12 protein-coding genes are annotated in these 14,809 nt (G+C 78.4%); 6 read left to right on the forward strand and 6 right to left on the reverse strand.

What is annotated here, in order from left to right; genetic code table 11:
* Positions 1 to 37 precede the first annotated feature (37 nt).
* The 3 genes from ACRYMN_RS02735 to ACRYMN_RS02745 form a co-directional block, all read right to left on the reverse strand.
* Entirely contained in the window at positions 38 to 2,713 is a 2,676-nt protein-coding gene (locus tag ACRYMN_RS02735) for a putative bifunctional diguanylate cyclase/phosphodiesterase (RefSeq protein WP_432491725.1), read from the reverse strand.
* Positions 2,714 to 2,943: 230 nt separating this feature from the next.
* The gene (locus ACRYMN_RS02740; RefSeq protein ID WP_432491727.1) at positions 2,944 to 3,957 is read right to left on the reverse strand and encodes a zinc-dependent alcohol dehydrogenase; all 1,014 of its coding nucleotides are present in this window, start codon (positions 3,955 to 3,957) and stop codon (positions 2,944 to 2,946) included.
* 10 nt (positions 3,958 to 3,967) lie between these two features.
* The gene (locus tag ACRYMN_RS02745; RefSeq protein WP_432491729.1) at positions 3,968 to 4,348 is read right to left on the reverse strand and encodes a hypothetical protein; all 381 of its coding nucleotides are present in this window, start codon (positions 4,346 to 4,348) and stop codon (positions 3,968 to 3,970) included.
* Between the two features lie 390 nt (positions 4,349 to 4,738).
* Here ACRYMN_RS02745 and ACRYMN_RS02750 point away from each other — a divergent pair, with 390 nt between their 5' ends.
* Entirely contained in the window at positions 4,739 to 6,064 is a 1,326-nt protein-coding gene (locus ACRYMN_RS02750; protein WP_432491731.1) for a bifunctional o-acetylhomoserine/o-acetylserine sulfhydrylase, read from the forward strand.
* A 130-nt stretch (positions 6,065 to 6,194) separates the two neighbouring features.
* On the forward strand, positions 6,195 to 7,358 hold the full coding sequence (metX, locus tag ACRYMN_RS02755; protein ID WP_432491873.1) for a homoserine O-acetyltransferase MetX: 1,164 nt from the start codon (positions 6,195 to 6,197) through the stop codon (positions 7,356 to 7,358).
* 97 nt (positions 7,359 to 7,455) lie between these two features.
* Here the strand turns inward: metX and ACRYMN_RS02760 are convergent, their stop codons facing one another.
* Positions 7,456 to 8,844 (reverse strand): cation:dicarboxylate symporter family transporter, encoded by a 1,389-nt coding sequence (locus ACRYMN_RS02760; protein WP_432491733.1) that lies wholly within the window; start codon positions 8,842 to 8,844, stop codon positions 7,456 to 7,458.
* 152 nt (positions 8,845 to 8,996) lie between these two features.
* On the opposite strand from ACRYMN_RS02760, the gene ACRYMN_RS02765 reads away from it, so the two are divergent.
* The gene (locus tag ACRYMN_RS02765; protein ID WP_432491735.1) at positions 8,997 to 9,869 is read left to right on the forward strand and encodes an SMP-30/gluconolactonase/LRE family protein; all 873 of its coding nucleotides are present in this window, start codon (positions 8,997 to 8,999) and stop codon (positions 9,867 to 9,869) included.
* 35 nt (positions 9,870 to 9,904) lie between these two features.
* Here ACRYMN_RS02765 and ACRYMN_RS02770 read toward each other — a convergent pair whose 3' ends face one another.
* Positions 9,905 to 10,366, reverse strand: coding sequence for a MerR family transcriptional regulator (locus ACRYMN_RS02770; protein WP_432491737.1), 462 nt, complete (start codon positions 10,364 to 10,366; stop codon positions 9,905 to 9,907).
* 64 nt (positions 10,367 to 10,430) lie between these two features.
* A complete protein-coding gene (locus tag ACRYMN_RS02775; protein ID WP_432491875.1) occupies positions 10,431 to 10,937 on the reverse strand; it encodes an inorganic diphosphatase in 507 nt (168 codons plus the stop codon).
* Between the two features lie 213 nt (positions 10,938 to 11,150).
* Here ACRYMN_RS02775 and dacB point away from each other — a divergent pair, with 213 nt between their 5' ends.
* From dacB to tilS, 3 genes are all read left to right on the forward strand, one after another.
* Positions 11,151 to 12,590, forward strand: a complete 1,440-nt coding sequence (gene dacB, locus ACRYMN_RS02780; RefSeq protein WP_432491739.1) for a D-alanyl-D-alanine carboxypeptidase/D-alanyl-D-alanine endopeptidase — start codon at positions 11,151 to 11,153, stop codon at positions 12,588 to 12,590.
* 73 nt (positions 12,591 to 12,663) lie between these two features.
* Positions 12,664 to 13,797: a zinc-dependent metalloprotease gene (locus tag ACRYMN_RS02785; protein ID WP_432491741.1), complete on the forward strand. Its 1,134-nt coding sequence runs from the start codon at positions 12,664 to 12,666 to the stop codon at positions 13,795 to 13,797.
* Positions 13,798 to 13,806: 9 nt separating this feature from the next.
* A complete protein-coding gene (gene tilS / locus ACRYMN_RS02790; protein WP_432491743.1) occupies positions 13,807 to 14,805 on the forward strand; it encodes a tRNA lysidine(34) synthetase TilS in 999 nt (332 codons plus the stop codon).
* The last annotated feature ends 4 nt before the right edge of the window (positions 14,806 to 14,809 follow it).

Below are 14,809 nucleotides of genomic sequence, written 5' to 3' on the forward strand. Positions count from 1 at the left end.
CGGGGTGGGGGCGGCGGGCCGGACGCGGGACGGCGGCTCAGGCGCCGGCCGGCGCCAGCGGCGCGGCGCGCCCGGGTAGGCGCGGCGTCGTCAGCTCCGGGGCGGGCACCGCGCGGCCGAAGAGGTACCCCTGCGCGGCGTCGCAGCCGGTGGCGGTCAGCTGCGCCAGCTGCCCGGGCTCCTCCACGCCCTCGGCCACCACGCCCAGGCCGAAGCTGTGCGCGGCGCTGACGACCAGCCGCACGAGCGCGGCGTGCCCGGCGTCCAGGGAGGCCACCAGCCCGCGGTCGACCTTCAGCACGTCCACCGGCAGCCGCGAGAGCTGGCCGATGGAGGTGTAGCCGGTGCCGAAGTCGTCGATGGCCACCCGCACGCCCACGTCGCGCAGGGCGTGCAGGTGCTCCAGCGCCAGCGGCTCGTCCACGAGGACGGTCTCGGTGATCTCCACCGTCAGGCGGGCGGGGTCCAGCCGGGCGGCGCCGAGGGCCTCGACCACGTCCTCCAGCAGCCGCGGGGAGGACAGGTGGCGGCCGGAGACGTTGACCGCCACGCTCAGCCCGGCGCGCTCGCCGCCCTCGGCGTCCCAGCGCACCAGCTGCGCGGTGGCCTCGTGCAGCGCCCAGCGGCCCAGCTCGCACACCAGGTCCGAGCGCTCGGCCACGGGCACGAAGGCGTCCGGCATGACGAGGCCGTGCCCGGGGCGGTGCCAGCGCACCAGCGCCTCGGCGCTGCGCGTGCACCCCGAGGCCAGGTCGAGCACCGGCTGGTAGTGCAGCACCAGCTCCCCCGCGGCCAGGGCCGCGCGCAGCGACTCCTCGGTGGCGCTGCGGGTGGCCAGCTCGGCGCGCACGAGCTCGTCGAAGACCTCCACGACGCCGCGCCCGGCGGCCTTGGCGCGGTAGGCGGCCGCGTCGGCGTCGTGCAGCAGCTGCTCCGGGCCGGCGTCCGGCTCGCTGAGGGCCACGCCCACGCTGGCGCCCACCCGCACCTCGCGCCCGCGCAGGGGCAGCGGCGCGCCGACCGCGTCCACCAGGCGCTGGCCCAGCTCGCGCAGCCCCTCCAGGGCCGCGTCCACGTCCCCGGCGGGCGGGACCGGCACGAGGGGCACGAGCACCACGAACTCGTCCCCGCCCAGGCGGCAGACCACGTCCCCGGTGCGCACGGCCGCGCGCATGCGCCCGGCGACCGCCCGCAGCAGCGCGTCGCCGGCGGCGTGGCCCAGGGAGTCGTTGACGTGCTTGAAGCGGTCCAGGTCCACGAACAGCAGCCCGGTGCGGTGCCCGGCGCGCCCGGCGGCCAGCAGCGCCGCCTCCAGCAGCGCCTGCGTGCGCGCCCGGTTCGGCAGCCCGGTCAGCGCGTCGTGCCCGGCCTGGTGCGCCAGGTCCGCCTGCAGCCGGTCGCGGTCGTGGATGGCGTCGATGAGCTGGACCACCGAGGTGTGCACGACCCGCCCCAGCGGGCCCTCCAGCGGCCGGCGCACCACCTCGGAGTCCAGGTCGCCGCCGGCGACGGCGTGCACCTGGTCGCGCAGCCGGCGCAGCCCGTCGACCGCGGCGGCCAGGCCGCGCGCCACGGTGCGCACCTCCTCCGGCCCGGACTCCTCCACGTCGACGAGCTCGCCGGCGCCCACGGCGCGCGCCTGGGCGGCCAGGCGGGCCAGCGGGCGCGTCAGCGACACGCGCACCACCAGGGTGGCGCCCACGCTGGCCAGCAGCAGCGCGGTGGCCAGCAGCAGCAGCGAGCGCAGCTCGCGCTCGGCCCGCCGGGCGTTCGCGGTGGCGGCCCCGACGGTCAGGTCGGTGGCGGTGGCGACGGCGCGGGCGATGCCCTCGGCGCGGCGCTCGTCGGCGGCCAGCAGCAGCGGCAGGCGCGCCGCGGGTGGGCGCTGCCCGGCGGTGGCGGCGGCCGTCGCGGTGGAGTCCACGGTGCGCGTGCCGCTGCCGGTGGCGGCCGCCCACGCGGTGACCACCTCCGGCGAGCAGGTGCCCACGACGTCGGCGGCGGCCTGCCGGTAGCCGCCCCACACCTCCACGAAGCGCGCGCGCACGTCGGAGCCGGCCGGTCCCGTGCTCAGCAGGGACGCCAGCAGCAGGGGCGTCTGGGAGCCGGCCAGGGTCGCGGCGCGCGAGACGCGCACGAGGTCGACCAGCGCGATCGTCGTGGCGCCGTCCAGCCCGTGCGAGCGGGCGCGGCGCAGGTGGGCGGCGGCCTGCACGCCCAGCGCCTGCGCCACGGCCTGGTAGCCGGTCAGGACGGACTCCGGGGGCCGGTCGCCCAGCGGCGCCGTGCGCAGCGCGGCCAGCTCGGCGGCGGCGCGGTCGGCCTCGGCGCCCGCCCCGGCGCGCCGGGCGCGCTGCAGGGCGGCGTCGACGCGGGCGCGCGCGTCGGCCAGGCGCCGGTCCAGGTCGGGCGCGGCCAGCGCGGCGAGCACCTCCCCGTCCACCTGCGCCGGGCGCGGGCCCGCGACCATGAGCGCGGTGACCAGCGCGGGCGTCACCTCCTGGCTCACGCCCACCCGGGCCGCGTCCAGGGCGACCGCCGCGCGCACCTGCGCCACGGCGGAGTCGACGGCGCGCACCTGCGCGGCGCGCTCGCGCACGGCGGAGCCCACGAGCAGGGCCAGGCCGAGCACGGGCACCAGCACCAGGGCGATCAGCCGCTGCTGCAGGCCGCCGCTGCGACCGCGCCGACCGGGCAGGGACAGGAGGACCACCTCGTGCTCGTCGGCGCGGCACCGGCCGTGCTGCAGCGGTGCGGCGCGGCGGGTGGTCCGGACGAGTGCGCCGGACCACCCGCCCGGTCCAGCGCGCCGGCCCGGCGGAGGAGCGCGGGCACCGTCCAGGGAAGGGGACCGGGGGCGGGGTGCGCAAGCAGAACGGCACGATTCGTGCGCCGGACGTGCGCCGGACGTGCGCGCGGCGCGCCCGGCCGGCGCCCCCGCGCTCAGGGGTGCAGCAGCACCTTCAGCGCGCCGGAGGAGCGGTCGGCGAGCACGTCCAGCGCCCGCGCCGCCTCCTCCAGGGGGAACTCGTGGGTGATCAGCGGGGTGGGGTCGAGCACGCCGGTGGAGAAGGCGCGCACCGCGTACGCCCAGGCGCGGGTGGGGGCGCCGAAGACGGTGAGCACGTGCACGTTGCGCGAGACCAGCTCCAGGGAGGAGAGGTCGTCGGCGTCGGCGGCGGGGATGCCGGTGAGCACCACGCGCCCGCCGCGGCGGGCCAGGCGCACCGAGGCGCGCGCCACCCCGGGCGCGCCGGCGGCCTCGACGACCGCGTCGAAGGTGCCCTCCAGGGCGGTGGCCTCGTCGGTGGTGGTGTAGCGCACCGCGCCGCAGCGGCGGGCCAGCTCCTCGCGCCCGGTGCCGCGGTGCACCACGGTGACCTCGCAGCCCGCGCCGCGCAGCAGCTGCACGGCCAGCAGGCCCAGGGTCCCGGCGCCGACGACGGCCACCTTCGAGCCGACGGTGACGTCGGCCAGCAGCACGGCCTCGGCCACGCAGGCGGCCGGCTCGATGCCGGCGGCGGCGCGCAGGTCGGCGCCCTCGGGCAGCAGGTGCAGGTAGCGCGCCGGGATCGTCAGGTGCTCGGCCCAGCCGCCGGGCAGGGTGAAGCCGGTCTCCTCGTACTCCTGCGGCCAGCCGTCGACGTCGCCGGCCACGGAGGCCGGGGTGCCCTCGGCGGTGCGGATGCCCTGGCCCACGACGGCGCGCCCGAGCAGGCCCTCGGGCACGCCGGCACCCACGGCCGCGACGCTGCCGGACCACTCGTGGCCGGGCACGAGCGGGTAGCGCACGAACTCCGCCGGGCGGGTGCCGGCGAACACCTCGCGGTCCGAGCCGCAGATGCCGCAGTGCGCGACGCGCACGAGCGCCTCGCCCGGTCCGGGCGCGGCCACCTCCACGTCGACGACCTCGAGCCGACCGGGGGAGAGCACGCGCACGGCGCGGGAGAGGGCCATGCGGGGAAACCTAGCGCCGCGCGCCCCCGGCGCCCGCGGCGCCCTCGGTGCCCTCGGCCCGCTCGATGACGTCGGTGAGGGCGGCGACCAGCCGGCGCGCCTCGGGCAGGGACAGCTGGGCGGTGTCGCCGAGGAAGACGCGCGGGCCGAAGCGGCGCAGGACGGTCTGCCCGGCCTCGGCGTAGGCGAGGTCGGTGCACTCCAGGCGCACGGGGCACGGGCGCTCGGCGCCGTCGTCGCCCTCCAGGGGCACGATGCGCGACTCGTAGGCGTGCAGCCAGCCGCCCTCGACCTCCAGCCCGCGCGAGGCCCACGAGGGGGCGTCCCAGCGCAGTACCTGGATCGAGTCGTCCGCGACGGCGGCCTCGGCGGTCGTCCGGTCGTTGTCCATCGTGCTCCTGCTGCTCGGGTCCGGGGGGCGCCGGTCCCGCGTCGACCCCGCACCGGCAGCGCGCCGGCACCGCGTGATCGTGCGTGACCGCATGGTGGCCCTCAGTCGTCGCCCCCAGGGTGCCACGGGTCGAGCGGTTCCGCCTCGTGTCCGGGCAACTACTTTGAGTGAGGAAAACCGGGGAACGGATCACCCTCCGCGTCCACCTCCGCACGCGGCTCGCCGGTGAGTTGCCCCGGCGCGGCGCGCGGCGGCACCATCGTGGCGTGCTGCCCGCCCTCCTCGTGCTCGACCCGTTCTGGCCGGGGCGGCGCCCGTACCTCTTCGACGGCTGGTGTCCGGGCCACGACTGACGCCCCCACCACCCCCGACGGACGAGGAACCCGCACCGTGAGCACCGACGAGACCACCCCCACCGCGCCCGGCGGCACCGCCGCCTGGGGCTTCGACACCCTGCAGGTGCACGCCGGCCAGCAGCCGGACCCGGCCACCGGCGCCCGCGCCCTGCCGATCTACCAGACCACCAGCTACGCGTTCCGCGACACCGACCACGCCGCGGCGCTGTTCGGCCTGACCGAGCTGGGCAACATCTACACGCGCATCATGAACCCCACCCAGGCCGTGGTGGAGGAGCGCATCGCCGCCCTCGAGGGCGGCCTCGGCGCCCTGCTCGTCGCCAGCGGCCAGGCCGCCGAGACGATCGCAGTGCTCAACATCGCCCAGGCCGGCGACCACGTCGTCGCCAGCCCGCGCCTGTACGGCGGCACGTACAACCTCCTGCAGCACACGCTGCCCAAGATGGGCGTGACCACCACGTTCGTCGAGGACCCCGACGACCCGGCCTCCTGGGCGGCCGCGGTGCGCCCGGGGACGAAGCTGTTCTACGCCGAGAGCATCTCCAACCCGGCCGGGGACGTCCTCGACGTCGCCGCCGTCGCCGACGCCGCCCACGCCGCCGGCGTGCCGCTGGTCGTGGACAACACCATCGCCACCCCGTGGATCGTGCGCCCGATCGAGCACGGCGCCGACGTCGTCGTGCACTCGGCCACGAAGTTCCTCGGCGGGCACGGCACCTCCATCGCCGGGGTGATCGTCGACTCCGGCCGCTTCGACTGGGCCGCCTCCGGCCGCTTCCCCGGCCTGAGCACCCCGGACCCCAGCTACCACGGCGTCGTCTTCACCGACGCCGTCGGCCCGGCGGCCTACCTCACCAAGGCCCGCGTGCAGCTGCTGCGCGACCTCGGCCCGGCGGCCTCGCCGTTCAACGCGTTCCTCATCGCCCAGGGCCTGGAGACGCTCTCGCTGCGCATGGAGCGCCACGTGCGCAACGCCCGCGCCGTGGCGGAGTTCCTCGACGGGCACGAGCAGGTGCTCTCGGTGAACTACGCCTCGCTGCCGTCCTCGCCCTGGCACGCCAACGCGCAGAAGTACGCCCCGCGCGGTTCCGGCTCCGTGATCGCCTTCGAGATCGCCGGCGGCCTCGAGGCCGGCAAGCGCTTCGTCGACGCCCTCGTGCTGCACAGCCACGTCGCCAACATCGGCGACGTGCGCTCCCTGGTGGTGCACCCGGCCTCGACCACCCACAGCCAGCTAACGGTGGAGGAGCAGTTCACCTCCGGCGTCACGCCCGGCCTGGTGCGCCTGTCCGTCGGCATCGAGGCCGTCGCCGACATCCTCGCCGACCTCGCCCTCGGCTTCGCCGCGGCCGCCGCCTGAGCGCGGTGCGCGCACGGCACGGGGTGACGCGGCACGGGGCGGGACCGGACGGGATGAGGAGCGGGACGTGGCGGTCGACGTGGTGAGCACCCGGGAGGCGGCGCGGTCGGCGCGCGCCGTGGCGGCGGCCCTGCCGTCGGCGCGCGCGGCGGCACCGCCGCCGGCGACGGGCGCCTGGCGCGAGGGCGACCCCGTCGGCCACCGCCGCTTCGCCGACGTCGGCGACCTGCCCCTGCAGCTGGGCGGGGTGCTGCCGCGCGTGCGCCTGGCCTACGAGACGTGGGGCACCCCCGCCCCGGACGGCTCCAACGCCGTGCTCGTCGAGCACGCCCTGACCGGCGACTCCCACGTCGTCGGCGAGGCCGGCGAGGGCCACCCCACCCCCGGCTGGTGGGGCGAGCTCGTCGGCCCCGGCCGCGCCCTGGACACCGACCGCTGGTTCGTCGTGGCCGCCAACGTCCTCGGCGGCTGCCAGGGCAGCACCGGCCCGGCCTCGGCGCGCCCGGGCACCGCGCTGCCGTGGGGCTCGGCGTTCCCGCGCATCACCGTGGCCGACCAGGTCGCCGCCGAGGTGCGCCTGGCCGACCACCTCGGCGTCGAGCGCTTCGCCGCCGTGCTGGGCGGGTCCATGGGCGGGATGCGCTCGCTGGAGTGGGCCGCCGCCCAGCCCGGCCGCGTGGGCGCCGCCCTCGTGCTGGCCACCTGCCCGGCTTCCACCGCCGACCACATCGGCGCGCAGAGTGCGCAGATCAGCGCGATCGTCGCCGACCCGGGCTGGCACGGCGGCGACTACCACGACCAGCCCGCCGGGCAGGGCCCGCACACCGGCCTGGGCCTGGCGCGCCGGCTGGCGCACCTGACCTACCGCACCGGCGCCGAGCTGGAGGCGCGCTTCGGCCGGATGCCGCAGCCCGGCGAGGACCCCCTGGCCCCGGTGGCGCCGGGCCGCTACGCCGTGCAGTCCTACCTGGACCACCACGCCGCCAAGCTGGTGCGCCGCTTCGACGCCGGCAGCTACGTCGCGCTCACCGACGCGCTGAACACCTGGGACGTGGGCCTGGGCCGCGGCGGCACCGACGCCGCGCTCGCGGCGATCACCGTGCCGATGGTCGTGGCCGCCGTCGACTCCGACCGGCTGTACCCGGTGGCCGACGCCGCGCGCACCGCCGCCAGCCCGGCGGCCGTCGGCGGCCTGCGCCTGGTCACCTCCAGCGCCGGCCACGACGGCTTCCTGGTGGAGTCCGCGCAGATCGCCCCCCTCGTCGAGGAGGTCCTCGCGCTGGGGACGCGCTGACGAGCGGTGCCGCGACGAGGTGCCGCGACGAGGTGCTGCGCTCCTCCCCGCCGCTGGTGACCGGCACCGTCGTCCCGCTGATCGGCGGGCGAGGGGTTCAGCGGGTGCGCGGTACCGGGTCGCCGGCCGTGCCGTCCGCGACGGCGTCGGGTTCGAGGACCTGCGGCTGCGCGCCGTGCGAGGGGTCCATCGACCGCTCGTCGAAGGGCAGCTGCCCGGCCAGCACCCGGCTCGCCCGCTCGCGGTCGACCTGCCCGGTCCAGGTGCCGATGACGACGGTGCCCACCGCGTTGCCGATGAAGTTCGTCACCGCGCGCGCCTCGGACATGAACCGGTCGATGCCGACGATCAGCCCGACGCCGTCCAGCAGCGCGGGGCGGTGCGAGGCGAGCCCGCCGGCCAGCGTGGCCAGGCCCGCGCCGGAGACCCCGGCCGCGCCCTTGGAGGCGATGACCATGAACACCAGCAGCGAGACCTGCTCGCCGATCGAGAGCGGCTGCCCCAGCGAGGTGGCGATGAACAGCGAGGCCATCGTCAGGTAGATCGCGGTGCCGTCGAGGTTGAAGGAGTACCCGGTGGGCACGACGATCCCGACGGTGGGGCGCGAGACGCCCAGGTGCTCCATCTTCGCGATCAGGCGCGGCAGCGCGGTCTCCGAGCTCGAGGTGGACACGATGAGCAGCAGCTCGCGGGCCACGTAGCGCAGCAGGGAGAAGATCGAGACCTTCGCCACCACGCGCAGCAGCAGCCCCAGCACGACGAGCACGAACAGCGCGCAGGTGACGTAGAAGCCGAGCATCACGGTGGCCAGCGCCTTCAGGGCGTCGACGCCGGTGGCGCCCACGACGGCCGCGATGGCGCCGAACGCACCGATCGGCGCCACCCACATCACCATCGCCAGCACCTTGAAGACGATCCGCTGGATCACCTCCACCCCGCGCAGCGCGGACTCCCCGCGCTCGCCGAGGCCCTGGATGGCGAAGCCCACCAGCAGCGCCACGAACAGCGTCTCGAGCACCGAGCCGTCGGTCAGCGCGGAGAACAGGCTGGTCGGGACGATGCCCAGCAGGAAGTCCACCGTGCCGCCGCCCTCCTCGGCCTCGGCGGCGCGCTCGGCGCCCACGCCGCGCAGCTCCTCGGTCAGGCGCAGCTCGGTGGCCGGCAGCAGGTTGCCCACCACCAGGCCGATGACCAGCGCGAACGCGCTCATCACGAGGAAGTACAGGAGGGCGGTGCCGCCGACCCGCCCCACCTGGGCGGCCCTGCGCACCGAGCCCACCCCCAGCACGATCGTGCAGAAGATGATCGGGGAGATCATCATGCGCACCAGGTCCACGAAGCCCTCGCCCAGCGGGTTCAGCGCCACGCCCACGTCGGGGGCGAGGAACCCCACGGCGATGCCGAGGACCACCGCGACGATGACGGCGACGTACAGGAAGTGGGTGCGGTCGCGCCTGCGCGCACCGGGCTGAGCACCTGCGCTCACGGGGTCCTCCTCGGCCGGGGTGGGTGTGGTGGTCCTCACACGCTCTCGCGGCGCGCGCGGGTGCGCACCTCCCGCGCCCGGCGCGTCGCGCACCCGCGCCGCGTCCGCGCCCGCCGCAGCGCCCGGGCCCGCGGCCCCCTAGGGTGCGGGGCGTGGCTGCCGCGGAACGCATCACCGACCGGATCGTCTACCACGGCGAGGGACCGTGCTGGTCGCCCTCGTGGGGCGGTCTGCGCTTCGTCGACATGATCGCCGGCGACGTGCTCACCCTCGCCCCCTCGGGGGAGCTCTCGCGCCGGCACTACGGCGACGTCGCCGCGATCGTGCGCCCGCGCGCCGGCGGTGGCGCGGTCGTGGCCGTCGAGCGCGGCTTCGTCCTCGAGGACGCCGACGGCTCCCTGACGCCGCTGCCGGAGCTGTGGGGCGCGCAGGACGGCCTGCGCATGAACGAGGGCGGTTGCGACCCCGACGGGCGCTTCTACGCCGGGTCCATGGCCTACGAGCAGTCCGGCGGCGCCGGCGACGGGCGCGGCTCGGTCTTCCGGCTGGACCCCGACGGCTCGGTGTCCACCGTGCTGACCGGGGCGACCATCTCCAACGGCCTCGGCTTCAGCCCCGACGGCACCCTGGCCTACTACAACGACACCCCCACCGGGCGCACCGACGTCTTCGACTACGACCGCGAGCGCGGGCTGACGAACCGCCGGCCCTTCGCGCGCCACGAGGGCGGGAGCGGGCCCCTCAACCCCGACGGGCTGTGCGTGGACGCCGAGGGCGGGGTGTGGACGGCGTTCTTCGGCGGCTCCTCGGTGCGCCGCTACGCGCCCGACGGCACCCTCGACGCCGTCGTGGAGGTCGGCGCGCGCCAGGTCACCGCCTGCACCTTCGGCGGCGCGGACCTCGACGAGCTGTTCATCACCACCTCGCGCGAGAACCTCGCCGACGACGACGACCCCGCCGCCGGCAGCCTCTTCCGCCACGTGCCCGGCGTGCGCGGCCTGCCGGCGCTGCCCTTCGCCGGCTGAGCCCGCGGGCCCGCCGGCCCGCCGGCCCGCCGCGCTCAGGGCGCGGCGGCGCCCGGCGGCGCCCCGGCGGCGGGGGCGTCCTGCGCGCGCTCGCGCGAGCGGTCCCCGGAGCGGTCGGCGGCCTCGTCGCGCAGCCGCTGCGCGAACTCCTCGGCCACGGCGAGCTTCCCGCGCAGCTCCTGCACGCGGGTGTCGGCGTCGGCCCGGAAGGCGTCGAGCCGGTCGAGGAGCTCCTCGCGCGGGGTCTCGGAGGCGACCCGGCCGTCGAGGGCGTCCAGCACCCCCAGCAGCCGGCGCATCTCGTCCAGGGAGAAGCCCAGCGGCTTCATGCGCTTGAGCACCACCAGGCGCTGCACGTCCACCTCGGTGTACAGCCGGAAGCCGCCCGGCGTGCGCCCGGAGGGGGTGACGAGCCCGACCTCCTCGTAGTACCGGATGGTGCGGAAGCTGTAGCCGACGCGCTCGACCACCTCGCCGATCCGCATGAGCCCGCTCACCGGCGCCCCCCTCCCCTCGCTGCCGGGGTCCCCCGGGCGGGTGCGCCCGCCCGGGGGAGCCGCCTCAGTGACCGGCGCCCTTGGCGTAGGAGGTGCCCTTCGCGCGCTCGTAGGACGCGGCGATCTCCGCCTCCGCCTCCGCGCGCCCGGACCAGTTCGCCCCCTCCACCGACTTGCCGGGCTCGAGGTCCTTGTAGGTCTCGAAGAAGTGCTGGATCTCCAGGCGGTCGAACTCGCTGACGTCCGTCAGGTCCTGGACCTTCTCCCACCGCGGGTCGCCCGCGACGACGGCGAGGACCTTGTCGTCGCCGCCGGCCTCGTCGCGCATGTGGAACATGCCGATGGCCCGGCAGGTGATGAGGCAGCCGGGGAACGTGGGCTCCTCCAGGAGCACCAGGACGTCCAGCGGGTCGCCGTCCTCGCCGAGCGTGCCCTCGATGAACCCGTAGTCGTGCGGGTAGCGCGTCGAGGTGAACAGCATGCGGTCCAGGCGGATGCGCCCGCTCTCGTGGTCGACCTCGTACTTGTTGCGCTGCCCCTTGGGGATCTCGATGGTCGCGTCGAACTCGATCGGCGTGCTGGTCACGCTGCTCCTCCCGCGGGGTCGCGCGACCCCGTCCTCGTCGGCCGGTCGCCACGTCCGGCGCCCGGCGGTGCGCGCTAGTGTCGCGCAGTCGCGGCCGCACCCCGGACACCGCGGGCGGCGCGGTCCTGACGGGACGCGCGGGCGGTGCCCGGCGGTGCCCGGCGGGGACGGGTGCGAGCGCGGCGGCGAGGAGGACGGGTGGCACGGGTGCGGGCTCCGCTGGCGGGCGCTGCGGCGGCCCTGACCGCGCTGGTGCTGGCCGGCGGCTACGCCGGGCTGGACGTCGCCGGCGCCGTGCCCGGGCCGCTGACCACCACCCCCGCGCCGACCGCGCCGGCGCTGCCCACGGCCCCGGCCGCCGTCGCCCCCACCGCGCCGGCCGCGCCGGTGCTGCCGGCCGCGGACGCCGCCGCGCCCGTGCCCGACCCGGCGGCGCTGGAGCGGCGGGTCGCCCCCGCGCTGGCCGACCCCGCCCTCGGCCCGGCCCCGTCCGCCCTCGTCGTGGACGCCGCCACCGGCGCGGTGCTGCTGGCGCGCGACCCCGACGGCCCGCGCACCCCCGCCTCGGTGACCAAGCTGCTCACGGCGGCGGCCGCCCTGAGCGCGCTGGGCCCCGGCTCGCGCGCGGCCACCCGCGTCGTCGAGGGCGCCGGCGCCGGCGAGGTCGTCCTCGTCGGCGGCGGCGACGTGCTGCTGGCCGCCGGCGCGGGGGACCCCGCGGCCGTGGCCGGGCACGCCGGGCTGGCGGACCTGGCCGACGCCACCGCCGCGGCCCTGCGCGCGGCCGGGCGCACCAGCGCCGCGGTGCGCCTGGACGACTCCGCCTTCAGCGGCCCGGCCGTGCAGGAGGGCTGGGGCGCCGGCGACGTCGCCGCCGGCTTCGTCGCCCCGATCGCGCCGCTAGCCGTGGACGAGGGCCGGCTGGTGCCCGGGCGGGAGGCGCCGCGCGCCGCCGACCCGGCCCTGGGGGCCGCGCAGGCCTTCGCCGCGCTGCTGGCCGAGCGGGGCCTGCCCGCCCCGCCGGGCCCGGCCGGCGCCGTGGCGCGCGCCACCGCCGCGCCCGGCGCGCGCGAGCTGGCCCGGGTGGAGTCGGCCACCACCGCCGAGCAGGTCGAGCTGCTGCTCACCGCCAGCGACAACACCCTCTCGGAGGTGCTGGGCCGGCGCGTGGCGCTGGCGGCGGGGCGCCCGGGCAGCGCCGAGGAGGCCGGCGCCGCCGTCACCGCCGCCGTGGCCGCCCTGGGCGTGGACGTCGCCGGCGTGCGCCTGCAGGGCAGCAGCGGCCTGGGCCGCTCGGCGCGCCTGCCGGCGCGGGTGCTCACCGACCTGCTCGTGCTGGCCGCCTCCGGGCAGCGCCCCGAGCTGTCGGCGCTGCTCAGCGGGCTGCCGGTGGCCGCGGCCACCGGCACGCTGGTCGACCGCTACGGCGGGGCCGCGGCCGCCGGCGCCGGCGTGGTGCGCGCCAAGACCGGCACCCTGACCGGCGTGAGCTCCCTGGCCGGGTACGTGCGCGACGCCGACGGGCGGCTGCTGGCGTTCGCGGTGCTCTCCGACGCCGTGCCCGCCGGCGCCACCTGGGGCGCGCGCCGCGCCGAGGACCTCTTCGCCGTCGCGCTCGCCGGCTGCGGCTGCTCCTGAGGAGCGCTGCGCGCCCGGGACCGGTCGCGCCCCAGGGCCCCGGCGCGGCGCCGCCGCCGCGTAGCGTGCGCGCATGAGCCCTGCAGCGGACGCCGCGCCGGAGACGGCGCGCACCGTCGGCGCGTACGTGGACTTCGACCTGGCCGCGCGCGTGGCCGCCCGCCTGGCCCCGCCCGGCCCCGCCGTCGGGCGCGCGGAGGCCGCCGAGGTCGTCGGCGAGCTGCGCGAGGCCGCCGCCGCGGCCGCCGCGCCGGTGGCCGCCACCGCGCGCCTGCAGCAGGACCCCTCCACCGGCGCCGCGGCGCCGGCCCTGGTGGTGGACCGCGCCTCGTGGGCGCGCGCCAACGTCGAGGCGTTCCGGGCGCTGCTGGCGCCGGTGCCCGTGCCGCTGCCCGAGCCGGGCCGGCGCGGCGCGCGCGCCGGCGGGCGCGCCGACCGCGCCACCACCGCGCTGGGCCGGCGCACCACCGGCGGGGAGACCGGCGCGCTGCTGGCGTTCCTGTCCTCGCGCGTGCTGGGGCAGTTCGACGTCTTCTCCGGCGTGGACGCCGGCGAGCCGGGCCGGCTGCTGCTCGTGGCGCCCAACGTGGTGCAGGTCGAGCGCGACCTGGGCGTGGACCCCGGCGACTTCCGCCGCTGGGTGTGCCTGCACGAGGAGGCGCACCGGCTGCAGTTCGGCGCCACCCCGTGGCTGCGCCGCTGGCTGGCCGGCGAGGCGCGCGCGCTGTCGGAGGACCTGCTCTCCAACCCGCGCGACCTCGGCGAGCGGCTGGCCGGTGCGCTGCGCGGGCTGCCGGAGCTGCTGCGCGGCGGCGAGGGCGCCGGCGCGGGCCTGGCCGACCTGCTGCAGAGCCCGGCCCAGCGCGAGCGGGTGCGGCGCGTGGTGGCGGTGATGTCGCTGCTGGAGGGGCACGCCGACGTCGTCATGGACGACGTCGGACCGCAGGTGGTGCCCACCGTGGCCACGATCCGCGCGCGCTTCACCGAGCGCCGCCGCGGCCGCGGCGCGCTGGACGTGCTCACCCGCCGCCTGCTGGGCCTGGACGCCAAGACCCGCCAGTACGCCGACGGCGCGCGCTTCGTGCGCGGCGTGCTCGGCGACGTCGGCTGGGAGGGCTTCAACGCGGTCTGGCGCGAGCCGGCGGCGCTGCCGACGCCGGAGGAGGTCGCCGACCCCGGCGCGTGGGTGCGCCGGGTGCACGGCTGAGGCGCGCGCGTGGGCGGCCCGCCGGCGCCGGTGGCGGCGGTGCGGGTGGCCGTGCGCGCCGACCTGCGCGCGCTGCGCTCGGCCGGCGCCGCGCCCGGCGCCCTGGTGCTGGCCGCGTGCAGCGGCGGGGCGGACTCCCTGGCGCTGGCGGCGGCGCTGGCGTTCGAGGCGCCGCGCGCGGGCCTGCGCGCCGGGGCGGTGGGCGTCGACCACGGCCTGCACCCCGGCTCGGCGGCCGTGGCGCGCGCCGCGGCCACCGCCTGCGCCGGGCTGGGCCTGGACCCGGTGCTGACCAGCCGGGTGGACGTCGGCCGCTCGGGCGGTCCCGAGGCCGCCGCGCGCGAGGCGCGCTACGCCGCCCTGCGCGCGGCCGCCGACGCCTCGGGGGCGGTGGCGGTGCTGCTCGGGCACACCCTGGACGACCAGGCCGAGACCGTCCTGCTGGGCCTGGCGCGCGGGTCCGGCACGCGCAGCCTGGCCGGGATGCCGGCGGTGCGCGGGCCCTTCCGCCGCCCGCTGCTGGGCCTGCCGCGGGCCACCGTGCGCGCCGCGTGCGCGGCGCAGGGCCTGCGGCCGTGGGAGGACCCGGCCAACGCCGACCGCCGCCTGGCGCGCGCGCGGGTGCGCCACGAGGCGCTGCCGGCGCTGGAGGCGGCGCTGGGCCCGGGCGTGGCCGCGGCGCTGGCCCGCTCGGCGCGGGCGCTGCGCGAGGACGCCGACGCCCTCGACGAGCTGGCCGCGCAGCGCGACCCCTTCCGCGCCGGCGCCGCCCCGCTGCCCGAGCTGCTCGCCGCGCCCGCCGCGCTGCGCCGTCGCTGGCTGCGCCGCGCTGCCCTGGCCGCCGGCAGCCCGGCCGGCGCGCTGTCGGCCGCGCACGTCGACGCGCTGGAGGCGCTGGTGCTGCGCTGGCGCGGGCAGGGCCCGGTGCACCTGCCCGGGGGTGCGAGGGGCCACCGCGCGTGTGGCAGGCTCGTGCTCACGCCCGCGGCGCGGCAGACCCGCGCCTGAGGCG

It is taken from the genome of Kineococcus gypseus (assembly GCF_050871305.1).
Lineage (GTDB): Bacteria > Actinomycetota > Actinomycetes > Actinomycetales > Kineococcaceae > Kineococcus > Kineococcus gypseus.

Bases quoted from the DNA above. Each gene is read 5' to 3' on its own strand.
- ACRYMN_RS02740 (WP_432491727.1), bottom strand. From the start codon at position 3,957: ATGGCCCTCTCCCGCGCCGTGCGCGTGCTCTCCCCCGGTCGGCTCGAG.
- ACRYMN_RS02745 (WP_432491729.1), bottom strand. From the start codon at position 4,348: ATGGACAACGACCGGACGACCGCCGAGGCCGCCGTCGCGGACGACTCG.
- ACRYMN_RS02785 (WP_432491741.1), top strand. From the start codon at position 12,664: ATGAGCCCTGCAGCGGACGCCGCGCCGGAGACGGCGCGCACCGTCGGC.